18 protein-coding genes and 1 tRNA gene are annotated in these 22,100 nt (G+C 71.7%); 8 read left to right on the forward strand and 11 right to left on the reverse strand.

What is annotated here, in order from left to right; all coding sequences use genetic code 11:
- The first annotated feature begins 18 nt into the window (after positions 1-18).
- Positions 19-1,731 (forward strand): serine/threonine-protein kinase, encoded by a 1,713-nt coding sequence (locus ABEA77_RS10335; RefSeq protein ID WP_345644334.1) that lies wholly within the window; start codon positions 19-21, stop codon positions 1,729-1,731.
- Between the two features lie 18 nt (positions 1,732-1,749).
- On the opposite strand, the gene ABEA77_RS10340 is transcribed toward ABEA77_RS10335, so the two are convergent.
- Both ABEA77_RS10340 and ABEA77_RS10345 read right to left on the reverse strand, forming a co-directional pair.
- Entirely contained in the window at positions 1,750-3,054 is a 1,305-nt protein-coding gene (locus tag ABEA77_RS10340; protein ID WP_345644337.1) for a hypothetical protein, read from the reverse strand.
- A 187-nt stretch (positions 3,055-3,241) separates the two neighbouring features.
- Entirely contained in the window at positions 3,242-3,379 is a 138-nt protein-coding gene (locus ABEA77_RS10345; protein WP_225018557.1) for a DLW-39 family protein, read from the reverse strand.
- A gap of 206 nt (positions 3,380-3,585) precedes the next feature.
- Between ABEA77_RS10345 and ABEA77_RS10350 the strand changes: the two genes are divergently transcribed.
- Positions 3,586-4,047 (forward strand): hypothetical protein, encoded by a 462-nt coding sequence (locus ABEA77_RS10350; protein WP_345644349.1) that lies wholly within the window; start codon positions 3,586-3,588, stop codon positions 4,045-4,047.
- A 170-nt stretch (positions 4,048-4,217) separates the two neighbouring features.
- Here the strand turns inward: ABEA77_RS10350 and ABEA77_RS10355 are convergent.
- From ABEA77_RS10355 to dnaA, 9 genes are all read right to left on the reverse strand, one after another.
- Positions 4,218-4,294, reverse strand: a tRNA-Ile gene (locus tag ABEA77_RS10355).
- Positions 4,295-4,352: 58 nt separating this feature from the next.
- Positions 4,353-4,919, reverse strand: a complete 567-nt coding sequence (locus ABEA77_RS10360) for a DUF3566 domain-containing protein (protein WP_345644352.1) — start codon at positions 4,917-4,919, stop codon at positions 4,353-4,355.
- Between the two features lie 90 nt (positions 4,920-5,009).
- Complete coding sequence (gene gyrA / locus ABEA77_RS10365; RefSeq protein ID WP_345644355.1) at positions 5,010-7,643, reverse strand: DNA gyrase subunit A; 2,634 nt, start codon at positions 7,641-7,643, stop codon at positions 5,010-5,012.
- A gap of 147 nt (positions 7,644-7,790) precedes the next feature.
- Positions 7,791-9,872, reverse strand: a complete 2,082-nt coding sequence (gene gyrB / locus ABEA77_RS10370) for a DNA topoisomerase (ATP-hydrolyzing) subunit B (RefSeq protein WP_345644358.1) — start codon at positions 9,870-9,872, stop codon at positions 7,791-7,793.
- 608 nt (positions 9,873-10,480) lie between these two features.
- Positions 10,481-11,047, reverse strand: coding sequence for a DciA family protein (locus ABEA77_RS10375; RefSeq protein WP_345644361.1), 567 nt, complete (start codon positions 11,045-11,047; stop codon positions 10,481-10,483).
- Entirely contained in the window at positions 11,044-12,222 is a 1,179-nt protein-coding gene (gene recF, locus ABEA77_RS10380) for a DNA replication/repair protein RecF (RefSeq protein WP_345644364.1), read from the reverse strand. The genes ABEA77_RS10375 and recF overlap by 4 nt, the downstream gene beginning before the upstream one ends.
- Positions 12,223-12,284: 62 nt before the next feature.
- Positions 12,285-13,208: a phosphogluconate dehydrogenase (NAD(+)-dependent, decarboxylating) gene (gnd, locus tag ABEA77_RS10385; RefSeq protein WP_345644367.1), complete on the reverse strand. Its 924-nt coding sequence runs from the start codon at positions 13,206-13,208 to the stop codon at positions 12,285-12,287.
- A gap of 76 nt (positions 13,209-13,284) precedes the next feature.
- Positions 13,285-14,415 (reverse strand): DNA polymerase III subunit beta, encoded by a 1,131-nt coding sequence (gene dnaN, locus ABEA77_RS10390; protein ID WP_345644370.1) that lies wholly within the window; start codon positions 14,413-14,415, stop codon positions 13,285-13,287.
- Between the two features lie 1,374 nt (positions 14,416-15,789).
- On the reverse strand, positions 15,790-17,802 hold the full coding sequence (dnaA, locus tag ABEA77_RS10395; protein ID WP_345644373.1) for a chromosomal replication initiator protein DnaA: 2,013 nt from the start codon (positions 17,800-17,802) through the stop codon (positions 15,790-15,792).
- Positions 17,803-18,183: 381 nt separating this feature from the next.
- Between dnaA and rpmH the strand changes: the two genes are divergently transcribed.
- The 6 genes from rpmH (at position 18,184) to rsmG (ending at position 21,807) form a co-directional block, all read left to right on the forward strand.
- The gene (gene rpmH / locus ABEA77_RS10400) at positions 18,184-18,321 is read left to right on the forward strand and encodes a 50S ribosomal protein L34 (RefSeq protein WP_003949374.1); all 138 of its coding nucleotides are present in this window, start codon (positions 18,184-18,186) and stop codon (positions 18,319-18,321) included.
- Positions 18,322-18,339: 18 nt separating this feature from the next.
- The gene (gene rnpA, locus ABEA77_RS10405; protein ID WP_345644375.1) at positions 18,340-18,711 is read left to right on the forward strand and encodes a ribonuclease P protein component; all 372 of its coding nucleotides are present in this window, start codon (positions 18,340-18,342) and stop codon (positions 18,709-18,711) included.
- Positions 18,708-19,070 (forward strand): membrane protein insertion efficiency factor YidD, encoded by a 363-nt coding sequence (gene yidD, locus ABEA77_RS10410; RefSeq protein WP_345644378.1) that lies wholly within the window; start codon positions 18,708-18,710, stop codon positions 19,068-19,070. Before rnpA ends, yidD begins: the two co-directional genes overlap by 4 nt.
- A complete protein-coding gene (gene yidC, locus ABEA77_RS10415; protein ID WP_345644381.1) occupies positions 19,071-20,447 on the forward strand; it encodes a membrane protein insertase YidC in 1,377 nt (458 codons plus the stop codon).
- Positions 20,448-20,462: 15 nt separating this feature from the next.
- Entirely contained in the window at positions 20,463-20,984 is a 522-nt protein-coding gene (locus tag ABEA77_RS10420; protein WP_345644383.1) for a Jag family protein, read from the forward strand.
- A gap of 106 nt (positions 20,985-21,090) precedes the next feature.
- The gene (gene rsmG, locus ABEA77_RS10425; protein WP_345644386.1) at positions 21,091-21,807 is read left to right on the forward strand and encodes a 16S rRNA (guanine(527)-N(7))-methyltransferase RsmG; all 717 of its coding nucleotides are present in this window, start codon (positions 21,091-21,093) and stop codon (positions 21,805-21,807) included.
- Positions 21,808-22,100 lie beyond the last annotated feature (293 nt).

Genomic DNA, 22,100 nt, shown 5'->3' on the forward strand with positions numbered 1-22,100 from the left:
CCGAGGGGGACGAGCGGCATGGGTGAGGTGTTCGCGGGCCGGTACGAGCTGGCCGACCCGATCGGGCGGGGCGGCATCGGCGCCGTCTGGCGCGCGTGGGACCACAGGCGCCGCCGCTACGTGGCGGCGAAGGTCCTCCAGCAGAGCGACGCGCACACCCTGCTGAGATTCGTGCGCGAGCAGGCCGTGCGGATCGACCACCCCCATGTCCTCGCCCCCGCCTCGTGGGCCGCCGACGACGACAAGGTCCTCTTCACGATGGACCTCGTCGCCGGCGGCTCGCTCGCCCACCTCATCGGCGACTACGGGCCGCTGCCGCCGCGCTATGTGGGCGTCCTGCTCGACCAGTTGCTCGCCGGGCTCGCCGCGGTGCACGCCGAGGGGATCGTGCACCGGGACATCAAGCCCGCGAACGTGCTCCTCGAAGCGACCGGCACGCGCCGCCCGCACCTGCGCCTCTCCGACTTCGGCATCTCCCTGCGCAAGGGCGATCCCCGGCTGACGGAGACCAACTACGTGATGGGGACGCCGGGTTACTTCGCGCCCGAGCAACTGCTCGGGGCCGAGCCCGACTTCCCCGCCGACCTGTTCGCGACCGGTCTCGTCGCGCTCTACCTGCTCGAAGGCCACAAACCCGACGCCAAGAAGCTCGTCGAGTACTTCGCCGAGCACGGCACCCCCGGCGCCCCGCAGGGCGTGCCCGAACCCCTCTGGCAGGTGCTCGCGGGGCTGCTCCAGCCCGACCCGGAGATCAGGTTCCGTACGGCGACGGGGGCGCGCAAGGCGCTGGCCGCCGCGGTGGAGCTGCTGCCGCCCGAGGACCCGACGGCCGAGCCCGTCGAGGTCTTCGACCAGATCGGGCCGCTGCCCCACGGCTTCGGCCCTCAGGGCCCGCTGCGGGGGCCGCTGCACGGCGCGGGCGCCGGAGCGGGCGCGGCTCGGGGCGCGGGGGCCGACGGCCCCGCGGGTACCGGCGGTCCGGGCGGCAGCGGCGGTGTACCCGCCGCGGGCACACCGCCGCGGCCCACCGCGCCCCCCGCGCCGCTCACCCCGCCGGTCCCGGCGTACGCGCCGCTCCCGCCCGCGGTCCCGCCGCCGGGCGACCCCCGGGTGGCGACGGCGGCCCGGGTGGCGGGCCGCTGGGCGTCCCACACCCCGGCGCCGCCCGCGGGCCCCACGCCGTCCGCGGGCCCCACGCCGTCCGCGGGCCCGGCCTCGCCCGTGAGCCCGGGGCCCTCGGCCGCACCGGTGACACCGGAGGCACCAGGCGCATCGAGCGCACCGGGGGTCCCGGGTGGCTCCGGGGTCCCGGGTGGCTCCGGGGCCCCGGACACGCCAGAGCCGGCGGGCGCACCAAGCGCAGCAGGCGCACCAGGCGCACCGAGACTGCCGGGCGCACCCGGTGCCTTGGCCGCCCCAGGCACCTTCGGGGCCTCCGCCGCCCCAGGCGCCCACAGAGCCCCGGGGGCGTCCTCCGACACCGGGAGCTTCCCCCTTCCGCCGCCCGCGCAGCCGGGCCCCGCGCAGCCGGGCCCCGCGCCGTACGGTCCGGCCGCGGCCCGCCCGTACACCCCCACGCGCAGCGCGGCCGCTCCCAGTCCGGCCCCGCCGGCCGGGCGGGCGCACGCGGCGGCGCGCCGCCCGGGGCCGCCCGCGAGGGTCACCGTCCCCGTGCTGCTGCTGGCCCTGCTCTGCTTCGCCGTGGGGTTCTGGGCGCTGGGCCAGGCGTGACGGCCAAGGGGCCGCCTCTCAGCCCGAGTCGGCGTGGCGGCGCCGCGCGGCGGCGGTCCAGGCGAGCAGCGCGAGGACCAGGGCCGTACCGGTGCCGATGCCCGCGTAGCCGACCAGCCGCATGGTGCGGGGGTCGAAGCGGCCGCCGGACGCCGGGCCCGCCGCGCCGGCCGCCGCGTGGTCGCCCGCCACGGTGAAGGGCCCAGCGGACCCGGCGTACGCGGGTGCGGACGCGGGCTTCCCCGTGACGTCGAGGCGCAGCGTGATCCCGTAGGGTCCTTCGCCGTACACCGTGCCGACCTTCGGGTTGAGGCTGATCCGCAGGTAGTACCAGCCCGCGAAGCGCATGTCCCGCTCGCCCGAGCGGTAGGAGAAGCGGTTCTGGTACGCCACGGGCGGCAGCGGGTCGAGCGAGACGGTCTTCTGCCGGCCGTCGTACAGCGGGGCGTCCGCGCTCTCCACGAAGCCGAGCGCCGGGTTGAAGAGGGAGACCGCCATCGCGCCGTTCACCAGGCCGAACCCGCCGGGCGTGGGCGCGGCCGAACTCGCCAGGTCCACGCTGCCGAACAGCTGCTGCCCCCAGTCCACCGGCACCCGGTAGAACAGCGTCTCGCCCGGCCTGATGGACGCCGTCCAGGCGCCGCCGGGCGCGAGGCGCGCCGCGTCGTGGAAACCGGTGCCGCCCAGCGCCGCCGCGGTGGCGCCTGAGCGCGGCGTGGGGGAGGCGCTCGGCCAGTCCTGCGGCGCGTCGGTCGGGCCCGGCTTCGCCAGGGCGGGCTCGACCAGGCTGCGCAGCTCCAGGTCCCAGGTGTCGTGCGACGAGCCCGCGTCGCCGCTGCGCCGCACCACGGCGAAGTACGGGCCCGCCTGCGCGCAGGCCGTGGTGGTGCCGCCCGCGGTCCGGTAGGCGTACGCGGCGAGCGGGCGCGGGAAGTCGGTCGACGCCCCGAACTCGCTGTCGTTCTCACTGCACTGGCGGCCGTTGCGGTCTTCGAGCGCGACCTCGATCCCGTCCCCGTACGCCACCTTCGTACCGGCCTTCGGCACGGCGACGGCGGAGACGTACGCGCTGCTCGACGCGTCCAAATCCACCCGGTACACGCGGGTGGCGCCCGGCGCGAGCCGGTCCCGGTAGGTGCCGCCCGCGGCGAGGGCGGGCGCGTCCGCGGTCGTCGCGGCCCCCGTGACGTGCCGCGCGCCGGGGTCGAAGGAGTAGGCCGCGGCCCCCGACGCCGCCGCCGGCTGGCCCGGCGTACCGAGCGCGCACAGCAGCGCGCAGGCGCCGGACAGCGCCCTGTTCCTGAGGAGTTGACGGCCCGCCACGCTTCTTCCCCCTGCCGCTCGAACCGGCGCCGATGGCCGCTTGACCCGGCCCATCCTGCCCGTGCGTGCCCGTCCCTGCCAGCGTGCCCCGGGCCGCCGGGCGGCGGCGCCAGGCAGCACGAAGCCCCGGTCGCGTCCACGCGCGGCCGGGGCTCGCTTCTTCAGGACTGTGTGCCGGGGGCGTGCCTCAGGCGTCGGCTCCGGAGGACGGCACGGAGTCGGTCGCCTCCGTCCACAGATCCTGCTCGGCGCGATCCGCCTGGATCTGGCGGTACACGAGGAACCCGCCGATGGCGGCCAGTGCGACCAGGAGGAGCTTCTTCACCGCGCGACCTCGTCTTTCATTGACGTAGGAGACCTTCTCTCGCCGACTATACACACCGGCCGATACCGATCGGTGACCTGCCGGTACACCCCCACCGCCGCACCCTTCGCCCCGTTTCGTCCGGTCGCACCCCTGCCTTCCACCGCCCGGCCACGCCCCGTCATCACCGGTGGTTTCCGGCCGGGTTGAGGGGCAACACGCACAGCATGGCCACGGAAGAGAGCAAGGATTCCCACAGGACGAGCAAGGCGACCGCCGGACACGACGGCAGCGCCAACGGCACCGCCGCACGCACGGAGGCCAGGGCCGCCGCACACCGCGCCAAGGCGAGCGGCACGGGCCCGGCGCAGCAGGCCAAGGCGTCGGCGAAGGCCACGGAGAAGTCCGCCGAGTCGGCCGGCACCTCCCTCGGCGCAGCCGCGACGCACGCGGGAAGGACCGCGGCGGCGTCCCTCGACTCCGGCCGCAAGGCGGCGGCCTCCCTCGGTACGAGCGTCACGGCGGGCGCCACCCAGGCGTGGACGGTCGTCAAGGAGCGGAAGAAGATCGCGGCGGGCGCGGGCGCGGGCCTCGCCGGCCTCCTCGGGGCCGCCTTCGCGGCGGGCCGCGCCACCGCGGGCCCCCGGGCCCAGGGCCCCCTGTCACGCCTGACGGGCGGCCGCATCTGACCGTGCCACGGGCCGGCCTTGGACGCCCTGGCCTCAGGGCACACCGGGCCGGACGGGTCCACGGAGCCCGTCCGGCCCACCGCGCCCCCCCCCTGCGCTCTGAGACTGCGCTGAGGCCAGGTCACCATGCCAAAGGCCCCCAACCGGTAACGGCTGGGGGCCTTTCACGCTGGTGGGGCTAACAGGATTTGAACCTGTGGCCTCATCCTTATCAGGGATGCGCTCTAACCAACTGAGCTATAGCCCCGCGCTGCCCCTGAAGATTAGCGCACTTCAAGGCCAGTCCCAAAATCGGTTGGCGGGGGTCACTCGTCCTCGGCGAGGGTGAGCTCGACGCCGCCGACGAAGCCCGCGGAGAGGTTGTAGATGAAGGCGCCGAGCGTCGAAAGGGCCGTGGCGAGCACCACGTCGATGACGGCGATGACGGCGGTGAACATCAGCACGCGCGGGAGCGAGAGGAACGACTGGAGGTCGAACCCGTTGCCCTCGTTGGAGCCGGTCGCCTCGCTGATCGTGCCGCCGACGGTCGAGAAGACACCCATGGCGTCCATGACCATCCACAGGACCGCGGCGGCGACGACCGTGCACACGCCGAGCGCGATCGACAGCAGGAAGCTGACCTTCATCACGGACCACGGGTCGGCCTTGGCGACCCGGAGCCTGGCCTTGCGGGTGCGCGGCGTGGTCCGCGCGCCCGTGCGCGGCCTGCGGACGGCGGTCGTGCCCGCCGCGCCCACGCCGCCCACCGGTCGGCCCTGCCCGCCGCCGTCCCCCGGCTGGGGGTACGCCTGCGGCGGATGGTAAGGGCCCGCCGCCTGCTGCTGCGAGCCGTACGCCTCGTACGGGGGCTGCTGCCCCCGGGTGTCCGTCACCGTAACCCCCTGGGAGTCCGTGGCAGAGCCACGGGCGCTGTTCGCTCCTGTGGAAGAGGCCGACCCGGCGCCCGTGGTTCCACTCACGCTCTACTCCTCGTGCTCCCCGGCCGGGGGCTCATTGCCCTCGGCCACCTCGGCCGCGGCTGCCTGGTCGGTTTCGGGGGCCTCGTCCCCCTCGACCTCCTCGGCCTCGCGGCCTGCCTCGGCGTTGCGTGCGATCCCGACGACGGCATCGCGTTTGCCCAGGTTGATCAGCTGGACACCCATGGTGTCACGGCCCGTCTCCCTGACTTCATTGACTCGCGTGCGAATCACACCGCCGCCCAGCGTGATGGCGAGGATCTCATCGGTCTCCTCGACCACCAGCGCACCGACGAGCGAGCCCCGGTCCTCGACGATCTTGGCGGCCTTGATGCCGAGGCCGCCTCGACCCTGGACGCGGTACTCATCCACATTGGTCCGCTTCGCGTAACCGCCGTCGGTGGCGGTGAACACGAACGTACCGGGCCTGACCACATTCATCGAGAGGAGCTCGTCGCCTTCACGGAAACTCATCCCCTTCACCCCGGATGTGGCACGGCCCATGGGCCGCAGCGCTTCGTCCGTCGCCGTGAACCGGATCGACTGGGCCTTCCTGCTGATGAGCAGCAGGTCGTCCGCGGCCGACACCAGTTCCGCGCCGATCAGTTCGTCGTCCCGGCCGTCCTCCGTCTCCCGGAGGTTGATCGCGATGACGCCACCCGAACGCGGTGAATCGTAGTCCTTCAGCGGGGTCTTCTTGACCAGTCCCGCCTTGGTGGCCAGAACCAGGTACGGAGCGGCCTCGTAGTCGCGGATCGCGAGGATCTCGGCGATCTGCTCGTCCGGCTGGAACGCCAGCAGGTTGGCCACGTGCTGGCCGCGCGCCTCGCGCCCGGCGTCAGGCAGTTCGTACGCCTTCGCCCGGTAGACGCGGCCCTTGTTGGTGAAGAAGAGGAGCCAGTGGTGGGTCGTCGACACGAAGAAGTGGTCGACGATGTCGTCCTCCTTCAGCTTCGTGCCCCGCACGCCCTTGCCGCCGCGCTTCTGCGAGCGGTAGTCGTCGGTCTTCGTCCGCTTCACATAGCCGCCGCGGGTGATCGTGACGACGATGTCCTCCTCGGCGATCAGGTCCTCGATGGACATGTCGCCGTCGAAGGGGACCAGCTTGGAGCGCCGGTCGTCGCCGTACTTCTCGACGAGGACCGCGAGCTCCTCGCGGACGATGGCGCGCTGCCGCTCCTCGGAGGCGAGGATCGCGTTGTACTCGCGGATCTTCGCCTCCAGCTCGTCGTGCTCGGCGACGATCTTCTGCCGCTCCAGGGCGGCCAGGCGGCGCAGCTGCATCTCCAGGATCGCGTTGGCCTGGATCTCGTCGATCTCCAGCAGGCCCATCAGGCCCGTGCGGGCGACGTCGACCGTCTCGCTGCGCCGGATCAGCGCGATGACCTCGTCGATCGCGTCGAGCGCCTTGAGCAGGCCGCGCAGGATGTGGGCGCGCTCCTCGGCCTTGCGCAGGCGGAAGCGCGTACGGCGGACGATGACCTCGATCTGGTGCGCCACCCAGTGCCGGATGAAGGCGTCCAGGGAGAGGGTGCGCGGCACGCCGTCGACCAGCGCGAGCATGTTCGCGCCGAAGTTCGTCTGGAGGTCGGTGTGCTTGTACAGGTTGTTGAGGACGACCTTGGCGACCGCGTCCCGCTTGAGGACGATCACCAGGCGCTGGCCGGTGCGCGAGGAGGTCTCGTCGCGGACGTCGGCGATGCCGCCGATCTTCCCGTCCTTCACCAGGTCGGCGATCTTCTGCGCGAGGTTGTCCGGGTTGACCTGGTACGGCAGCTCGGTGACGACCAGGCACTGCCGGTTCTGGATCTCCTCGACCTCGACCACCGCGCGCATGGTGATCGAGCCGCGGCCCGTGCGGTAGGTCTCCTCGATGCCCTTGCGGCCCACGACCAGCGCGCCGGTCGGGAAGTCGGGGCCCTTGATCCGCTCGATCAGCGCGTCGAGCAGCTCGTCGGGGGTGGCCTCCGGGTTCTCAAGCGCCCACTGCGCGCCGGCCGCGACCTCCCGCAGGTTGTGCGGGGGGATGTTCGTGGCCATGCCGACCGCGATGCCGGCGGAGCCGTTGATCAGCAGGTTCGGGAAGCGGGCCGGCAGGACCGTCGGCTCCTGGTTGCGGCCGTCGTAGTTGTCCGTGAAGTCGACGGTCTCCTCGTCGATGTCGCGGAGCATCTCCATCGACAGCGGCATCATCTTGCACTCGGTGTACCGCATGGCGGCGGCCGGGTCGTTGCCGGGAGAGCCGAAGTTGCCGTTGGAGTCGACGAGCGGCATCCGCATCGACCAGGGCTGCGCGAGCCGCACCAGGGCGTCGTAGATCGACGAGTCGCCGTGCGGGTGGTACGTGCCCATGACGTCGCCGACGACGCGCGCGCACTTGTAGAAGCCGCGCTCGGGGCGGTAGCCGCCGTCGTACATCGCGTAGAGCACGCGGCGGTGGACGGGCTTGAGGCCGTCCCGCACGTCGGGCAGCGCGCGCGACACGATGACGGACATCGCGTAGTCGAGGTAGGAGCGCTGCATCTCCGTTTCGAGCCCGATGGGCTCCACGCGCAGCGCCAGGCCCTCGACGGCGGTCCCGTCGGGGAGCACAGGACCGTCCGGGACGTCCGGTGTGTCAGGGGTGTTCTCGTCGGCCATTGCTGGTCAGCTTTTCCTTCCGGCCTGTTGCGGCCTGTACGGGTACGAGGGCCTGTACGGCGGCCTGTCGGCGCGGCTCCACGGGGCGGACCCGGCGCGGGCGTCCCCGCGGGCCGGTCCACGCGGAGCCGCGCCGGGCCCCGCGGCTCAGATGTCGAGGAAGCGGACGTCCTTGGCGTTGCGCTGGATGAAGGAGCGCCGCGCCTCGACATCCTCGCCCATCAGCACCGAGAACAGGTCGTCGGCCTGCGCGGCGTCGTCCAGCGTGACCTGGCCGAGCACCCGGTGGTCGATGTCCATGGTGGTGACGCGCAGTTCCTCGGCGTTCATCTCGCCGAGGCCCTTGAAGCGCTGGATCGAGTCCTCGCGCACGCGCTTGCCGTTCTGCCTGCCCAACGCGATCAGCGCGTCGCGCTCGCGGTCCGAGTAGGCGTACTGGACGTCGCCCCGCCCCCAGTCGATCTTGTAGAGCGGCGGGCGTGACAGGTAGACGTGGCCCGCCTCGACCAGCGGCCGCATGAAGCGGAACAGGAACGTCAGCAGCAGCGTGGTGATGTGCTGGCCGTCGACGTCGGCGTCCGCCATCAGGATGATCTTGTGATAGCGGAGCTTGTCGATGTCGAAGTCCTCGTGGACCCCGGTGCCGAACGCCGAGATCAGCGCCTGGACCTCGGTGTTCTGGAGGATCTTGTCGACGCGCGCCTTCTCGACGTTCAGGATCTTGCCGCGGATCGGCAGGATCGCCTGGTACATCGGGTCACGGCCGGACTTCGCGGAACCGCCCGCGGAGTCGCCCTCGACGATGAAGATCTCGCACTTCGTCGGGTCGTTGGACTGGCAGTCGCTCAGCTTGCCCGGCAGCGAGGCCGACTCCAGCAGGCCCTTGCGGCGGGTGAGGTCGCGCGCCTTGCGGGCCGCGACGCGCGCGGTGGCCGCCTGGATGCCCTTGCGGATGATGTCCGCGGCCTCGTTGGGGTTGCGGTCGAACCAGTCCGTCAGGTGCTCGTGCACGACCTTCTGCACGAAGGTCTTGGCCTCGGTGTTGCCGAGCTTCGTCTTCGTCTGGCCCTCGAACTGCGGCTCGCCCAGCTTGACCGAGATGATCGCCGTCAAACCCTCGCGGATGTCCTCGCCCGCGAGGTTGTCGTCCTTCTCGCGCAGCAGCCTGCGCTCGCGCGCATACCGGTTGACCAGGCCCGTCAGCGCGGCCCTGAAGCCCTCCTCGTGCGTGCCGCCCTCGTGCGTGTGGATCGTGTTCGCGAACGAGTACACGCCCTCGCTGTACTGCGCGTTCCACTGCATGGCGATCTCGACGGAGATGAGGCGCTCCTTGTCCTCGGCCTCCACGTCGATCACGGTGGGGTGGATCAGCTCCCCCTTGCGGGAGTTGAGGTACTTCACGAAGTCGACGATGCCGCCCTCGTAGTGGTACGTCACCGACATCGGCGGCTGCTCGTCCGTGCCGTCCTCCGCGACGTCGCCGCCGGCCTTCTCCGCGCCGGCGACGGCCTTCGCCGACTCCCGCTCGTCGGTCAGCGACAGGGTGAGGCCCTTGTTGAGGAAGGCCATCTCCTGGAAGCGCCGCGACAGGGTCTCGAAGGAGTAGTCCGTCGTCTCGAAGATGTCCGGGTCCGCCCAGAACGTCACCGTCGTGCCCGACTCGTCGGTCGGCTCGCCGCGCTGCAGCGGGGCCGTCGGCGCGCCCAGCTTGTACTCCTGCGTCCAGCGGTAGCCGTCGCGCTTGATCTCGACGGACACCTTCGTGGACAGGGCGTTGACGACGGAGACGCCGACGCCGTGCAGACCGCCGGAGACCGCGTAGCCGCCGCCGCCGAACTTGCCGCCGGCGTGCAGCACCGTGAGAACGACCTCGACCGCGGGCTTGCCCTCGGAGGGGACGATGTCGACGGGGATGCCGCGGCCGTTGTCCACCACGCGCACGCCGCCGTCCGGCAGAATCGTCACGTCGATGGTGTCAGCGTGGCCGGCCATGGCCTCGTCGACCGAGTTGTCCACGACCTCCTGGACCAGGTGGTGCAGGCCGCGCTCGCCGGTCGAGCCGATGTACATGCCCGGCCGCTTGCGGACCGCCTCAAGCCCTTCCAGCACGGTGATGGCGCTGGCGTCGTAGGCGTTCTTCACCCCGCCGACGCCCTCGGCGCCGGCGGTCGGTGTCTTCTCTTGGGGGTTGCCGGAATCGGCCACGAAGCGCCCTTTCTGGCACAGCACAGGCCGTTCTCCGGCTCGCGGGAGCGGCTGCGTCGCTCGGCTTCTGTCGCGCTTGACGCGCTTGTCGGTGTTGATCGCGTCTGTCGACGGGGAGGGCTCCCGCGAGCGTCGCGGGATTGTCCCCCAGTCTACCGGTACCGGCGACTTGAATGGGGGTTTGCGGGTACCTCAGTCCTCACGTGCCGCCCTCGGGGCTCCCCATTCGACTCCCCATATGCGCGACGGGGCTCCAGGTGGCTCAGGCGGGCACTCAGCGCTTCGGGCTGTCAACCTCTGGCTACCGACGGAAACCCCGCACATCTGTGCCCTGTATCCCCAGGTCAGCGGGGGGTTTACGGGCCGGTGCCGCGGTCTGGTCGGCCCCGGCGGGCCCGCGACCGGGCCGGACCCGCCCCGGGAGGGTCCTGGCGACGCTGCCACGTGACCGGTTCACGCCCCCGCCGCGCGCGGCACCCATGACGCACATCACGTCGCGCTGCGGCCCCGGCCGTCCCTCTTCCGGCCTGTCCCGCGCCGCCGCGGGCGGGCGGGCGGCCGTGCCCGTCCCCCGGGCAGCGGCAGCGCCGGTACGCACCGCGGCCGTACGCACGGGACGCCTCGGGCGCGGCTCAGCCGTAGGTGTCCCCGGGGCCCCGGCTGCCGGGGGCGCGCAGCCGTCCGTACCGCTGGGGCGGCCCGCCGGGGCCCTGCACCTTGATCAGCCGTACGGTGCCCTGCCCCAGGTCCTCGTTGAGCCGGGCGAGCAGGCGCGGCACCAGCAGGCGCAGCTGGGTCGCCCAGGCCGTCGAGTCGCACACGACCGTCAGCACCCGCGCGTCGTCCGCCTCGTCGAACCGCTCGGGCACGCAGTGCTTCGCCAGCTCCTCGCCGACGATCTGCGGCCAGCGGCCCATCACGCCGCCGACCGCGGCGGGCGCCTCCCAGCCGCGCTCCGTGATCAGCCGGCTGACGGCCGCGCCCAGCGGCAGCGGGTCCCGCCCGTCCGCCCGCGCTCCCGACCTGAGCCCGCCGCCGCGGCGGGCCTGCTTGCGCTCGCGCACCGCGTCGCCGCGCGCCCTCGCCTGTTCGCGGGCGGCCCGCAGCGCCACCCGCGCCAGGTCGACACCGGACGGCTCCGCGTCGGCGCCGCCCTTGGCCTGCCCCTGCGCGCCCGCCCCGCCTTCCTCGCCGCTCACAGCCGCTCCACCGCCCCGTCCGCCACCGAGAACCGCGCCCCGCTGAGCACCCCGGGCACGTCGTCGTCGACCGCCGCCGTCACCAGCACCTGCTCGCCCTGGGCGACCAGCTCGGCGAGCCGCTCCCTGCGCCTGGCATCCAGCTCGGCGAAGACGTCGTCGAGCACGAGCACCGGCTCATTGCCCTCGGCGCGCAGCAGTTCGTACGACGCGAGCCGCAGCGCCAGCGCGTACGACCAGGACTCGCCGTGGCTCGCGTACCCCTTCGCGGGCAACTCCCCGAGTTTCAGCACCAGGTCGTCGCGGTGCGGGCCCACCAGGGTCACTCCGCGCTCGACCTCCTGCCTGCGCACCGCCCCGAGCGCGGCGAGCAGCTGCTCGTACAGCTCCTCGCGCCCCGCGCCGCCGGGTGCCGGGCCGCCGTCCGTGCTCTGCTCGGCCGCGTCGTCCCCTCCGGCGTTCCGCCCGGCCGCCGACGACCGGTACTCCAGGGTGACAGGGCCGCCGCCGGGGGCCACGTCGCCGTACGCCTTGTCGGCGAGCGGGCCGAGCGCCGCCACCAGGTCGGCACGCTGCACGAGCACCTCGGCCCCCACCCGCGCCAGGTGCTGGTCCCACACGTCGAGCGTGGACAGGTCCATGCCGCGGCCGCCGTGCCGCCTGGCCATCGCCGCCGACTTGAGCAGTGTGTTGCGCTGCTTGAGCACCCGGTCGTAGTCGGAGCGCACGCCCGCCATGCGCGGCACCCTGGCCGTCACCAGCTCGTCGAGGAACCTGCGGCGCTCGCCAGGATCGCCCTTGACCAGCGCCAGGTCCTCGGGCGCGAACAGCACAGAACGCACGATCCCCAGCACGTCGCGCGGCCGCACCTGCGAGGAGCGGTTGATCCGCGCCCTGTTGGCCCGGCCCGGGTTGAGCTCGATCTCCACGAGCTGCGAGCGCTCGCCCTGCGTCACCGACGCCCGGATCACCGCGCGCTCGGCGCCCGCCCGCACCAGCGGCGCGTCCGACGACACCCGGTGGCTGCCCAGGGTGGCGAGATAGCCCACCGCCTCGACCAGGTTGGTCTTGCCCTGGCCGTTGGCGCCGACGAACACGCAGACGCCCGGACCGAGAGGCACCTCGATCCGGGCGTACGACCGGAAGTCGGCCAGCGACAGATGCGTGACGTGCATGGATGTGCGCCGGCCTCCCGGGAAGGACCGCTGTCCGGCGGCTCGACCGGACGGCGGCCCGACTACTTGTCGGACTTCTTGCTGCTTTTCTTCATCGCCTTCGCCTCGGCCGCGTTGGCCTCGACGGCGTGGCCGCCGAACTGGTTGCGCAGGGCGGAGACCATCTTCATCTGCGGCGAGTCGTCCTGCCGCGAGGCGAACCTGGCGAACAGCGACGCCGTGATCGCGGGCAGCGGCACCGCGTGGTCGATCGCGGCCTCCACCGTCCAGCGGCCCTCGCCCGAGTCCTCGGCGTAACCCTTGAGCTTCTCCAGGTGCTCGTCGTCGTCCAGCGCGTTGACCGCGAGGTCGAGCAGCCAGGAGCGGATGACGGTGCCCTCCTGCCAGGAGCGGAACACCTCGCGTACGTCGGTGACCGAGCCGACCTTCTCCAGCAGCTCCCAGCCTTCGGCGTACGCCTGCATCATGGCGTACTCGATGCCGTTGTGGACCATCTTCGCGAAGTGGCCCGCACCGACCTTGCCCGCGTGGACGGCGCCGAAGTCGCCCTCGGGCTTGAGGGAGTCGAAGATCGGCGTGACCTTGGCGACGTCGTCCGGCGTGCCGCCGTACATCAGGGCGTAGCCGTTCTCCAGGCCCCAGACGCCGCCGGAGACACCGCAGTCCACGAAGCCGATGCCCTTGATGCCCAGCTCGACGGCGTGCCGCTCGTCCTCGGTCCAGCGGGAGTTGCCGCCGTCGACCACGACGTCGCCCGGGGAGAGCAGGTCGGCGAGCTCGTCGATGGTCGACTGGGTGGCGGCGCCCGCCGGCACCATCACCCACACGACGCGGGGGCCCTTGAGCTTGTCCACAAGGTCCTTGAGGCTGTGCACATCGGCGATGTCGGGGTTCCGGTCGTATCCGACGACGGTGTGGCCCGCGCGGCGAAGGCGCTCGCGCATGTTGCCGCCCATCTTGCCGAGACCGATGAGACCGAGCTCCATCAGGGATTCCTTAACGTCGTGGCGATGCGTACCCGCGGCCGAGCCTACGCCGCGCCGCCCCGGCTCACCTGCGGGGTCAGCCGCTCAGCCGTACGGGCATGATCAGGTACTTGTACGCCTCGTCGGCCTCGGCATCCACCGCGGGCCTGCCGCTCAGCAGCGCGGGCTTGGTGGACGTCGTGAACGACAGCTGGGCGACGGGGGAGTCGATCGCGCTCAGCCCGTCGAGCAGGAAGGTCGGGTTGAAGGCGATCGAGATGTCGTCGCCCTCCAACTGCGCGTCGACCCTTTCCACAGCCTGTGCGTCGTCACTGGAACCCGCCTCCAGAATCAGCACGCCCTGCTCGAAGCTGAGACGCACCGGGGTGTTCCGCTCGGCCACCAGTGCCACGCGCTTCACGGCCTCCACGAACGGCGCCGTCTCGATCACGGCCACGGAGTTGAACTCCGTCGGGAACAGCGTGCGGTACTTGGGCAGGTCGCCTTCGAGCAGCCGCGTCGTGGTGCGGCGCCCGGCGCCCTCGAACCCGATCAGGCCCTCGCCCGCCCCCGCGCCCGCGAGCGCGAGGGTGACCGTGTCGCCGCTGGTGAGCGCCTTGGCCGTGTCCAGCAGGGTCTTCGCGGGCACCAGAGCGACCGCCGAGGCGTCCGGGGACTCCGGCTTCCACAGGAACTCGCGGACCGCGAAGCGGTAGCGGTCGGTCGACGCGAGGGTGACCGTGTCGCCCTCGATCTCGATCCGCACGCCGGTGAGCACCGGGAGCGTGTCGTCGCGGCCGGCCGCGATGGCGACCTGCGCGGCGGCGGAGGCGAAGACCTCGCCGGGGACGGTGCCCGTCGCCGTGGGCATCTGCGGCAGCGCGGGGTACTCCTCCACCGGCAGGGTGTGGAGGGTGAAGCGCGAGGAGCCGCAGACCACGGTCGCCCGTACACCGTCTGTGGAGATCTCCACCGGGCGGTTGGGGAGGGCGCGGCAGATGTCGGCGAGGAGGCGGCCGGAGACGAGGACCGTGCCGTCCTCCTCGACCTCCGCCTCGACCGAGACACGCGCCGAGACCTCGTAGTCGAAGCTGGAGAAGCTCAGCGCGCCGTCCTCGGCCTTCAGCAGCAGGCCCGCGAGGACCGGCGCCGGCGGACGGGCAGGGAGGCTGCGCGCCACCCAGGCCACCGCCTCCGCGAGTACATCGCGCTCCACCCGGATCTTCACCGTAAGCCGCCTCCTGTGTTGCTGCGTCCTGCTGGCCTTGTCGGCACGGTTCCCCGGCACGGGCCGGGGGAAGGATGCCGGGGACCAGTCTGACGCACCGCACTGACAGCTGTTGCTGCTCCGGGTCAAATCGCCGCGAGGGCCTCGGGGCCGAGTTACGCACAGGCCCCACTTCGAAACGGATTCCCAGCTCACTCTAGGTGGGAGTAGTAGTAGGGCCTGTGGAAACCGTGGATAACGTCGTCTGCGCAGGTCAGCGGCGGTTTTTTGTCCACCGCGCCTGTGGGCGGCGGCCGTGGACAACTCGGTCCGACTGTGGACGAGCGGAAGTTCTGCACACCCCATGCACAGCCGAGGGCGACTTCTCCCCAGCTGCGTCCCCAGGTTTACCCGTCTTTCCCACAGCCCAATCCGTGGACTTGGTGTGACGCCTTTCACTCGACACGGTGAGAGGGCGTGTTCCGTTACCGAACAGTGGACGCAGCTGTGGATGAGCTGTGGGTAACCGCCCTGGTCCTGTGGGCGGCCAGTGGACAAGTCTGGCGCCGTGTTGACGCCACGTTTTCTGTCCACAGCCTGTGGATAGGGGTTGCGCACAATTCCACAGGCAGTTGACCTGCCTTGATCATCCTCTGTACGGCCCGCCTGTGGACGCTATCTGGACAACGAGGCAGTCCCCAGGGTGTGGACGCGGAAAATCCCGCGGATCTGTGGAGAAGCGGTTCGCCTGCGGCCCCCGGGGCCCGTATTCGAACAGCGCCGCAGACGGGGAGGGCCTCCGGAGCAAGCTCCCGAGGCCCTGGAGACGCCGCGCACGGGCGCGTGGGAGGCGTCTCGGCGGCGCCGGACACCGTTTCGCGCTCTCGGGAAGCGGCCTCAGGGGGACGGGGTGTGGCGCGCGCCGGCACCCGGGGTGCGGCAGCCGCGCATGTCGGCCGCGCCGGGCGGCGGCGCGCGCCAAGGGTGAACGGTGGCGTCGGAGTCGCGTGCTGATGGCGTCGGGAGGCGTGGCCGCCGCGCGGGTGCGGGGCTCGTCGTCTCCTCGCGGGGGGCCGCGCGGGTCCGTGGACGGCAGCGGCACGTCCCGTGGCGCCTCCGGTGCGGGTGGGCGGTGCCCCATCAGCCGGTGCGCGGAGGCGGCTGCCGCTGCCCGGTGTGCGGTGCCCGCCTGCCGCTGTCCGGTGCGTTGTACGGCCCCGGCGTACGCACGGCGGTCGTACGGGCCCGCCGTGCGTACCGGTCCTTCGCGTACCGGTCCTTCGCGTACCGGACGTCCGCGTACCGGTCCTTCGCGTACCGAACGTCCGCGTACCGGCCCCTCGCGTACCGGACGTCCGCGTACCGGCCCCTCGCGTACCGGACGTCCGCCCGGCGTCAGCCGTTCTTGATGCGGTTGGTCAGCTCGGTGACCTGGTTGTAGATCGACCTGCGCTCGGCCATGAGCGCGCGGATCTTGCGGTCGGCGTGCATCACCGTCGTATGGTCCCGGCCGCCGAACTGCGCGCCGATCTTCGGCAGCGACAGGTCCGTCAGCTCCCTGCACAGGTACATCGCGATCTGGCGGGCCGTCACCAGCACGCGGCTGCGCGAGGAGCCGCAGAGGTCCTCGACGCTCAGGCCGAAGTAGTCGGCCGTCGCGGCCATGATCGCGGCGGCCGTGATCTCGGGAGCGGCGTCCTCGCCGCCGGGGATCAGGTCCTTCAGCACGATCTCGGTGAGCCCGAGGTCCACCGGCTGCCGGTTGAGCGAGGCGAAGGCGGTCACCCGGATCAGCGCGCCCTCCAGCTCGCGGATGTTGCGCGAGATCCGGGACGCGATGAACTCCAGCACCTCGGGCGGAGCGTTCAGCTGCTCCTGTACCGCCTTCTTGCGCAGGATCGCGATCCGCGTCTCCAGCTCAGGCGGCTGGACGTCCGTGGTCAGGCCCCACTCGAAGCGGTTCCTGAGCCGGTCCTCCAGCGTCATCAGCTGTTTCGGCGGCCGGTCGGAGGAGAGCACGATCTGCTTGTTGGCGTTGTGCAGCGTGTTGAAGGTGTGGAAGAACTCCTCCTGCGTCGACTCCTTGCTCGCGAGGAACTGGATGTCGTCGACGAGCAGGATGTCCACGTCGCGGTACCGCTTGCGGAAGGTGTCGCCCTTGCCGTCGCGGATCGAGTTGATGAACTCGTTCGTGAACTCCTCCGAGCTCACGTACCGCACCCGGGTGCCGGGGAAGAGGCTGCGCGCGTAGTGCCCGATGGCGTGCAGGAGGTGCGTCTTGCCGAGGCCCGACTCCCCGTAGATGAACAGCGGGTTGTACGCCTTCGCCGGGGCCTCGGCCACCGCGACGGCGGCCGCGTGCGCGAAGCGGTTGGACGCGCCGATGACGAACGTGTCGAAGAGGTACTTCGGGTTGAGCCGCGCGTGCGGCTCTCCGGGGCCGGGGGCGGGCGCGGGCTGCGCGCCGAGCGGGCCCGGCACCCCGCGGTGCCGGCCGCCGGGCCCCGGCCCCGGCCCCGGAGAGCCGTGCCCGCCCGGCGCAGGAGTGCCCGCGTGCGCGCCACCGCCCCGGCCGAGCTGCGGCTCCGGCAGGCCCCTGCCGTCCGGGCGCTGCGGCTCGTAGGGGCCGCGGTCGCCGCCCGAGGACGGCCGGTAGTCGCTCTCGGGCTGCCGGTAGTCGTTCTCCGCGCGCCGGAAGTCGCCGTCCTTGCCGCTCCGGTAGTCGCCGTCCTGCCCCGGGCCGCCGGGTCGGTAGTCGCCGCCGTCCTGTCCGGGGCCGCCGGCGCGGTAGTCGTCGTGGGCCGGGCGGTAGTCGCTCTCGGGCTGCCGGTAGTCGCCGTCCTTGCGCCCGTAGTCGTCGTCGGGCCTGCCGTAGTCGTCCGCCTGCCGCCGGTATTCGTGCTGCTGCGGCCGCGGGCCGCCGTACGGATCGTCCTGGTAGCCGCCGAGGCGCGGCTGCTGCCAGGACAGCTCCTCCTGGCCGCGCGGCCAGGAGCCTGGCTCGGGCCGTTGCTGCTGGTACTCGGGGTAGGCCGGGCGTACGGACGGGAGCCCGTCGTCCTGCGTGTGGCGCGCGTAGCCGTCGTCGTACGCACCGTGCCGCGGCTGCGGTACCGGCGCGGGCGCGGGTTCAGCGGCGGACGGGTCCACCGTGATGGCGATCCTGATCGGACGGCCGCACTCGCGGCTCAGCGTCTCGCTGATGAGGGGGGCGAGCCTCCCCTCAAGGACCCGCTTTCCCCATTCATTGGGGACGGAGAGCAGCGCCGTGTCCGCGACCAGGGCGAGCGGCTGGCAGCGCTCGATCCACTGCTTGTCCTTGCTCTCCACACCCTGCTGGCCGTCCCTGAGGAGTTGCTCCAGCACTCGCGGCCACACTGCGGCAAGATCGGCAGGTACGTCAGCCACGGGGCACGCTCTCTCACAGGTCCCACGAATGTGTGCTTCTCAGGACGGGATGGGAAGACCGGCGGATTCGGGAAGCCGGAGTTCCGTCACGGTAGTCAGGCCGACCCGCGCGGTTCAAGTCGTTGTCCACAGGCTGTGCACAGTGGTGGGGGCGCATACTGCTGGTTTGACCGGATGGCGTAACGCCGCGTACCGTGACCAGGTCGAGTTGTCGATGGCTGCTGCCGCCTGCCTCCGATGGGCAAAGATCACGGGCTCAAGATCATGGGCTGTGGTCGTGAAGCGGTGCACTCGGGCGTTGAACGAGAGCTGCTACTCGTGGGCGCACGGTGACAGCCAGACGATGTCCCGCCATCACCCATCATTTTCTGGAGCCCCCGAGTGAGCAAGCGCACCTTCCAGCCGAACAACCGTCGCCGCGCCAAGACCCACGGGTTCAGGCTGCGTATGCGCACCCGTGCCGGCCGCGCGATCCTCGCGTCCCGCCGTGGCAAGGGTCGCGCCCGTCTGTCCGCCTGATCCGCGCCAGGTCATGACGTGCTGCCTACCGAGCATCGGCTGAGGCGGCGCGAAGAGTTCGCGATCGCGGTACGCCGAGGACGCAGAGCGGGACGGCCACTGCTGGTCGTCCACCTGCGCAGCGGTGACCAGGACCCGCACGCACCGGGGGGGAGTGCCTTCCCGGCGCGTGCGGGTTTCGTCGTGAGCAAAGCCGTCGGCGGTGCGGTCGTCAGGACGCGCGTGAAGCGGCAGCTTCGTCACCTTGTCCGCGAACGCCTGTCCGTACTTCCCCCCGGTAGCCTGGTTGTCGTACGAGCGTTGCCCGGTTCGGGTGACGCGTCCCATGAACAACTGGCCCGAGACCTGGACGCCGCCCTCCAGCGGCTGCTGGGAGGGGGCGCGCGATGAAGTATCCACTGCTTGCCCTGATCAAGCTGTACCAGTGGACGATCAGCCCTCTGCTGGGACCGGTCTGTCGTTACTACCCCTCGTGTTCGCACTATGGGTACACCGCCATCGACCGACACGGCGCGGTCAAGGGCACGGCGCTTACCGCCTGGCGCATCCTGCGGTGCAATCCGTGGTCGCCGGGTGGTGTGGATCATGTCCCCCCGCGGAAGCGGCCGCGGTGGCATGAAGCGCTGCGCGACGCGTGGCGCAGCAAGAGCGGGCACTCCGCGACTGGCGTGCCTTCCGGAGGACCGGGGTCGGATCCGTCGTCCTCCAGTCCGGCCGCAGAGACCTCGCCCCACGCTCAAGGAGCCTGAATGTTCGACTCGATTGCCAGTCTGTTCAGTTTTATCACCTGGCCCGTTTCCTGGGTCATCGTCCAGTTCCACTCGCTGTACGGGGCGGTCTTCGGCCCTGACACGGGCTGGGCCTGGGGACTGTCCATCGTGTCCCTGGTGGTGCTGATCCGTATCTGCCTGATTCCGCTGTTCGTCAAGCAGATCAAGTCGACGCGCAACATGCAGGTGCTCCAGCCGAAGATGAAGGCGATCCAGGAGCGCTACAAGAACGACAAGCAGCGACAGTCCGAAGAGATGATGAAGCTGTACAAGGAGACGGGGACCAACCCGCTCTCCTCGTGTCTGCCGATCATCGCCCAGTCGCCGTTCTTCTTCGCGCTCTACCACGTGCTCGCGGGCATCGCCAACGGCACCAAGATCGGCGCCATCAACCAGCCGCTGCTCGACAGCGCACGGCAGGCCCACATCTTCGGTGCCCCGCTCGCCGTGAAGTTCCTGGACAGCGCCGACAAGGCGGCGTCGCTCGGCGCCTCGCTGACCGATGTGCGCGTCGTCGCGGGCGCCATGATCATCCTGATGTCGGCGTCGCAGTTCTACACGCAGCGGCAGCTGATGACGAAGAACGTCGACGTCACGGTCAAGACCCCGTACATGCAGCAGCAGAAGATGCTGATGTACGTGTTCCCGCTGATCTTCATGGGCATGGGCGTGAACTTCCCCGTCGGTGTCCTCGTCTACTGGCTGACCACCAACGTGTGGACCATGGGCCAGCAGATGTACGTGATCAACCAGAACCCCACCCCGGGCAGCAAGGCGCAGGACGCCTTCCTCCAGCGGCTCCTCAAGACGGCCACCACGCACGAGCAGGTGCGCTCCAGCCGGAAGCGGAAGATGATCGCGGCGATCGTCTCCAAGGGCCCCGACCGCAACGACAACGAGCGCAAGTTCATCACCGGCCTTGCCAAGGCGGGCCTGGTGGCCCAGGCCGACGGGTCGCTGGCCAAGAGCGACACGGTCGCGGCGGAGAGCGGCGTTGGCGGCGGTGCGGTGCGGCGGCAGCAGCCGAAGCGCCAGACCAAGGCCCAGCGGCAGTCCTCGGGCACGGCGACGGCGTCCACGGAGACGGTCGAGAAGACCGGCGGCGAGGGCGGGGCGGACCTGGAGAAGCGGCCCGCGGCCAAGCCGGCCGGCGGCTCCTCGCAGGGCGGCGGGGCCAAGGGCGGGGCGCAGGCCAAGGGCGGCGCCCAGAAGCAGGGCGGCCAGAAGTCCGGCCAGCAGGGGCAGCAGCCCACCAGGTCGAAGGCCTCGGGCAAGCCCGCCGCCGCGCGGTCGGGCCAAGCAAAGTCGGGGCAGCGCAAGGGCCAGCAGCGGTCCAAGCACCCCTCCAAGAAGTGACGAAGGAGACCATCCGTGACGGAAGGAACCGTTGCCGCCGCCGAGGGCCCCGCGGAGAGCGGTGACACCCTGACCCGCCTGGAGCAGGAGGGTGAGATCGCGGCCGACTACCTGGAAGGTCTTCTCGACATCGCCGACCTCGACGGCGACATCGACATGGACGTCGAGGCGGACCGTGCCGCAGTCTCGATCATCAGCGACTCCGGCAGCCGTGACCTGCAGAAGCTGGTCGGGCGCGATGGCGAGGTGCTTGAGGCGCTGCAGGAGCTGACGCGGCTCGCCGTGCACCGTGAGACCGGTGACCGCAGCCGGCTGATGCTGGACATCGCCGGGTTCCGCGCCAAGAAGCGCACCGAGCTGGCCGAGCTGGGCGCGAAGGCCGCGAGCGAGGTCAAGTCCACAGGACAGCCGGTGCGGCTCGACCCGATGACGCCCTTCGAGCGCAAGGTGGTGCACGACGCGGTGGCCGCCGCGGGACTTCGCAGCGAGTCCGAGGGCGAGGAGCCCGGCCGCTTCGTCGTGGTCCTGCCCGCCTGACCGGACCCCCTGCGCACCGGCCCCGTCTGTTCGCAGACGGGGCCGGTCTTTGTCAGCCTTGACGGTGAGCCCCCGCGCGGTGGCTCGGTATGGAAGGACGGTTCCCGTGACGGAGGCTGCTGAGCTTCCCCCTGCCCCCGAGGGGGCGCGGACGGTCTTCGGCGAGTACTTCCCCGAGGCGGTCCGCTATGCGGAACTACTCGCGGACGCGGGGGTAAAGCGGGGACTGATCGGTCCGCGCGAGGTGCCGCGGCTCTGGGAGCGCCACCTGCTGAACTGTGCGGTGCTCTCCGAGGTCGTGCCCGAGAACGTCACGGTGTGCGACGTAGGGTCGGGCGCGGGGCTGCCGGGCATCCCGCTCGCGCTGGTCCGCCGCGACCTGAGGCTCACGCTGCTGGAGCCGCTGCTGCGGAGGACGAACTTCCTCCAGGAGGTCGTGGAGCTGCTGGGACTCGACCATGTGACGATCGAGCGCGGGCGCGCCGAGGAGATGCTGGGCAAGGTCCCGCCCGTGCATGTGGTGACCGCGCGCGCGGTCGCCCCGCTGGACCGCCTCGCCGGCTGGGGCGTACCGCTGCTGCGGCCCTACGGGGAGATGCTGGCGCTCAAGGGTGACACCGCGGAGGAGGAGCTGAAGGGCGCGAGGGCCGCCCTGGGCAAGCTGGGCGTCGTCGACACCTCCATCCTGAAGGCGGGGGAGGGCATCGTCGACCCGCCGGCCACGGTCGTCCGGGTCGAGGTGGGCGAGAGCCCGGGCGGCGTCCGGTTCGCCGCGAAGCGCGCCAAGGCCGCTCGTACGGGGCGCACCCGCCGCCGTCGCTGACGCGCGCCTCGCCGAGTGTCGCGGCCGGGGCCGTGGCGCGGCGGCCGGGAGCGGTGGTGGCCGGGTGCGCTGCTCGGCTCCGCCGGCCGGTCGCCGACCGTGCTGCCGGAGCAGACGGGAGCTGCCGGGGCCTGTGGGCGTGATGCTCCATAGATGGCGCGGTGCCGGATTCTCCCGGAGTGTCGGGGGTGTCTCGTCCGGTGGCGCGTGCATCGTGTTTCACGTGAAACGTCGCTCACTGCTTCAGGGAATCATCGACCGTGGGCGCGCGGCAGCCGCACCGCGAGCCCGGA

It is taken from the genome of Streptomyces tremellae (assembly GCF_039540215.1).
Lineage (GTDB): Bacteria > Actinomycetota > Actinomycetes > Streptomycetales > Streptomycetaceae > Streptomyces > Streptomyces tremellae.

Excerpts from the sequence above, each read along its gene's own strand:
- ABEA77_RS10335 (WP_345644334.1), top strand. The coding sequence starts at position 19 with ATGGGTGAGGTGTTCGCGGGCCGGTACGAGCTGGCCGACCCGATCGGG.
- ABEA77_RS10350 (WP_345644349.1), top strand. The coding sequence starts at position 3,586 with ATGGCCACGGAAGAGAGCAAGGATTCCCACAGGACGAGCAAGGCGACC.
- gyrA (WP_345644355.1), bottom strand. The coding sequence starts at position 7,643 with ATGGCCGACGAGAACACCCCTGACACACCGGACGTCCCGGACGGTCCT.
- recF (WP_345644364.1), bottom strand. The coding sequence starts at position 12,222 with ATGCACGTCACGCATCTGTCGCTGGCCGACTTCCGGTCGTACGCCCGG.
- gnd (WP_345644367.1), bottom strand. The coding sequence starts at position 13,208 with ATGGAGCTCGGTCTCATCGGTCTCGGCAAGATGGGCGGCAACATGCGC.
- yidD (WP_345644378.1), top strand. The coding sequence starts at position 18,708 with ATGAAGTATCCACTGCTTGCCCTGATCAAGCTGTACCAGTGGACGATC.
- yidC (WP_345644381.1), top strand. The coding sequence starts at position 19,071 with ATGTTCGACTCGATTGCCAGTCTGTTCAGTTTTATCACCTGGCCCGTT.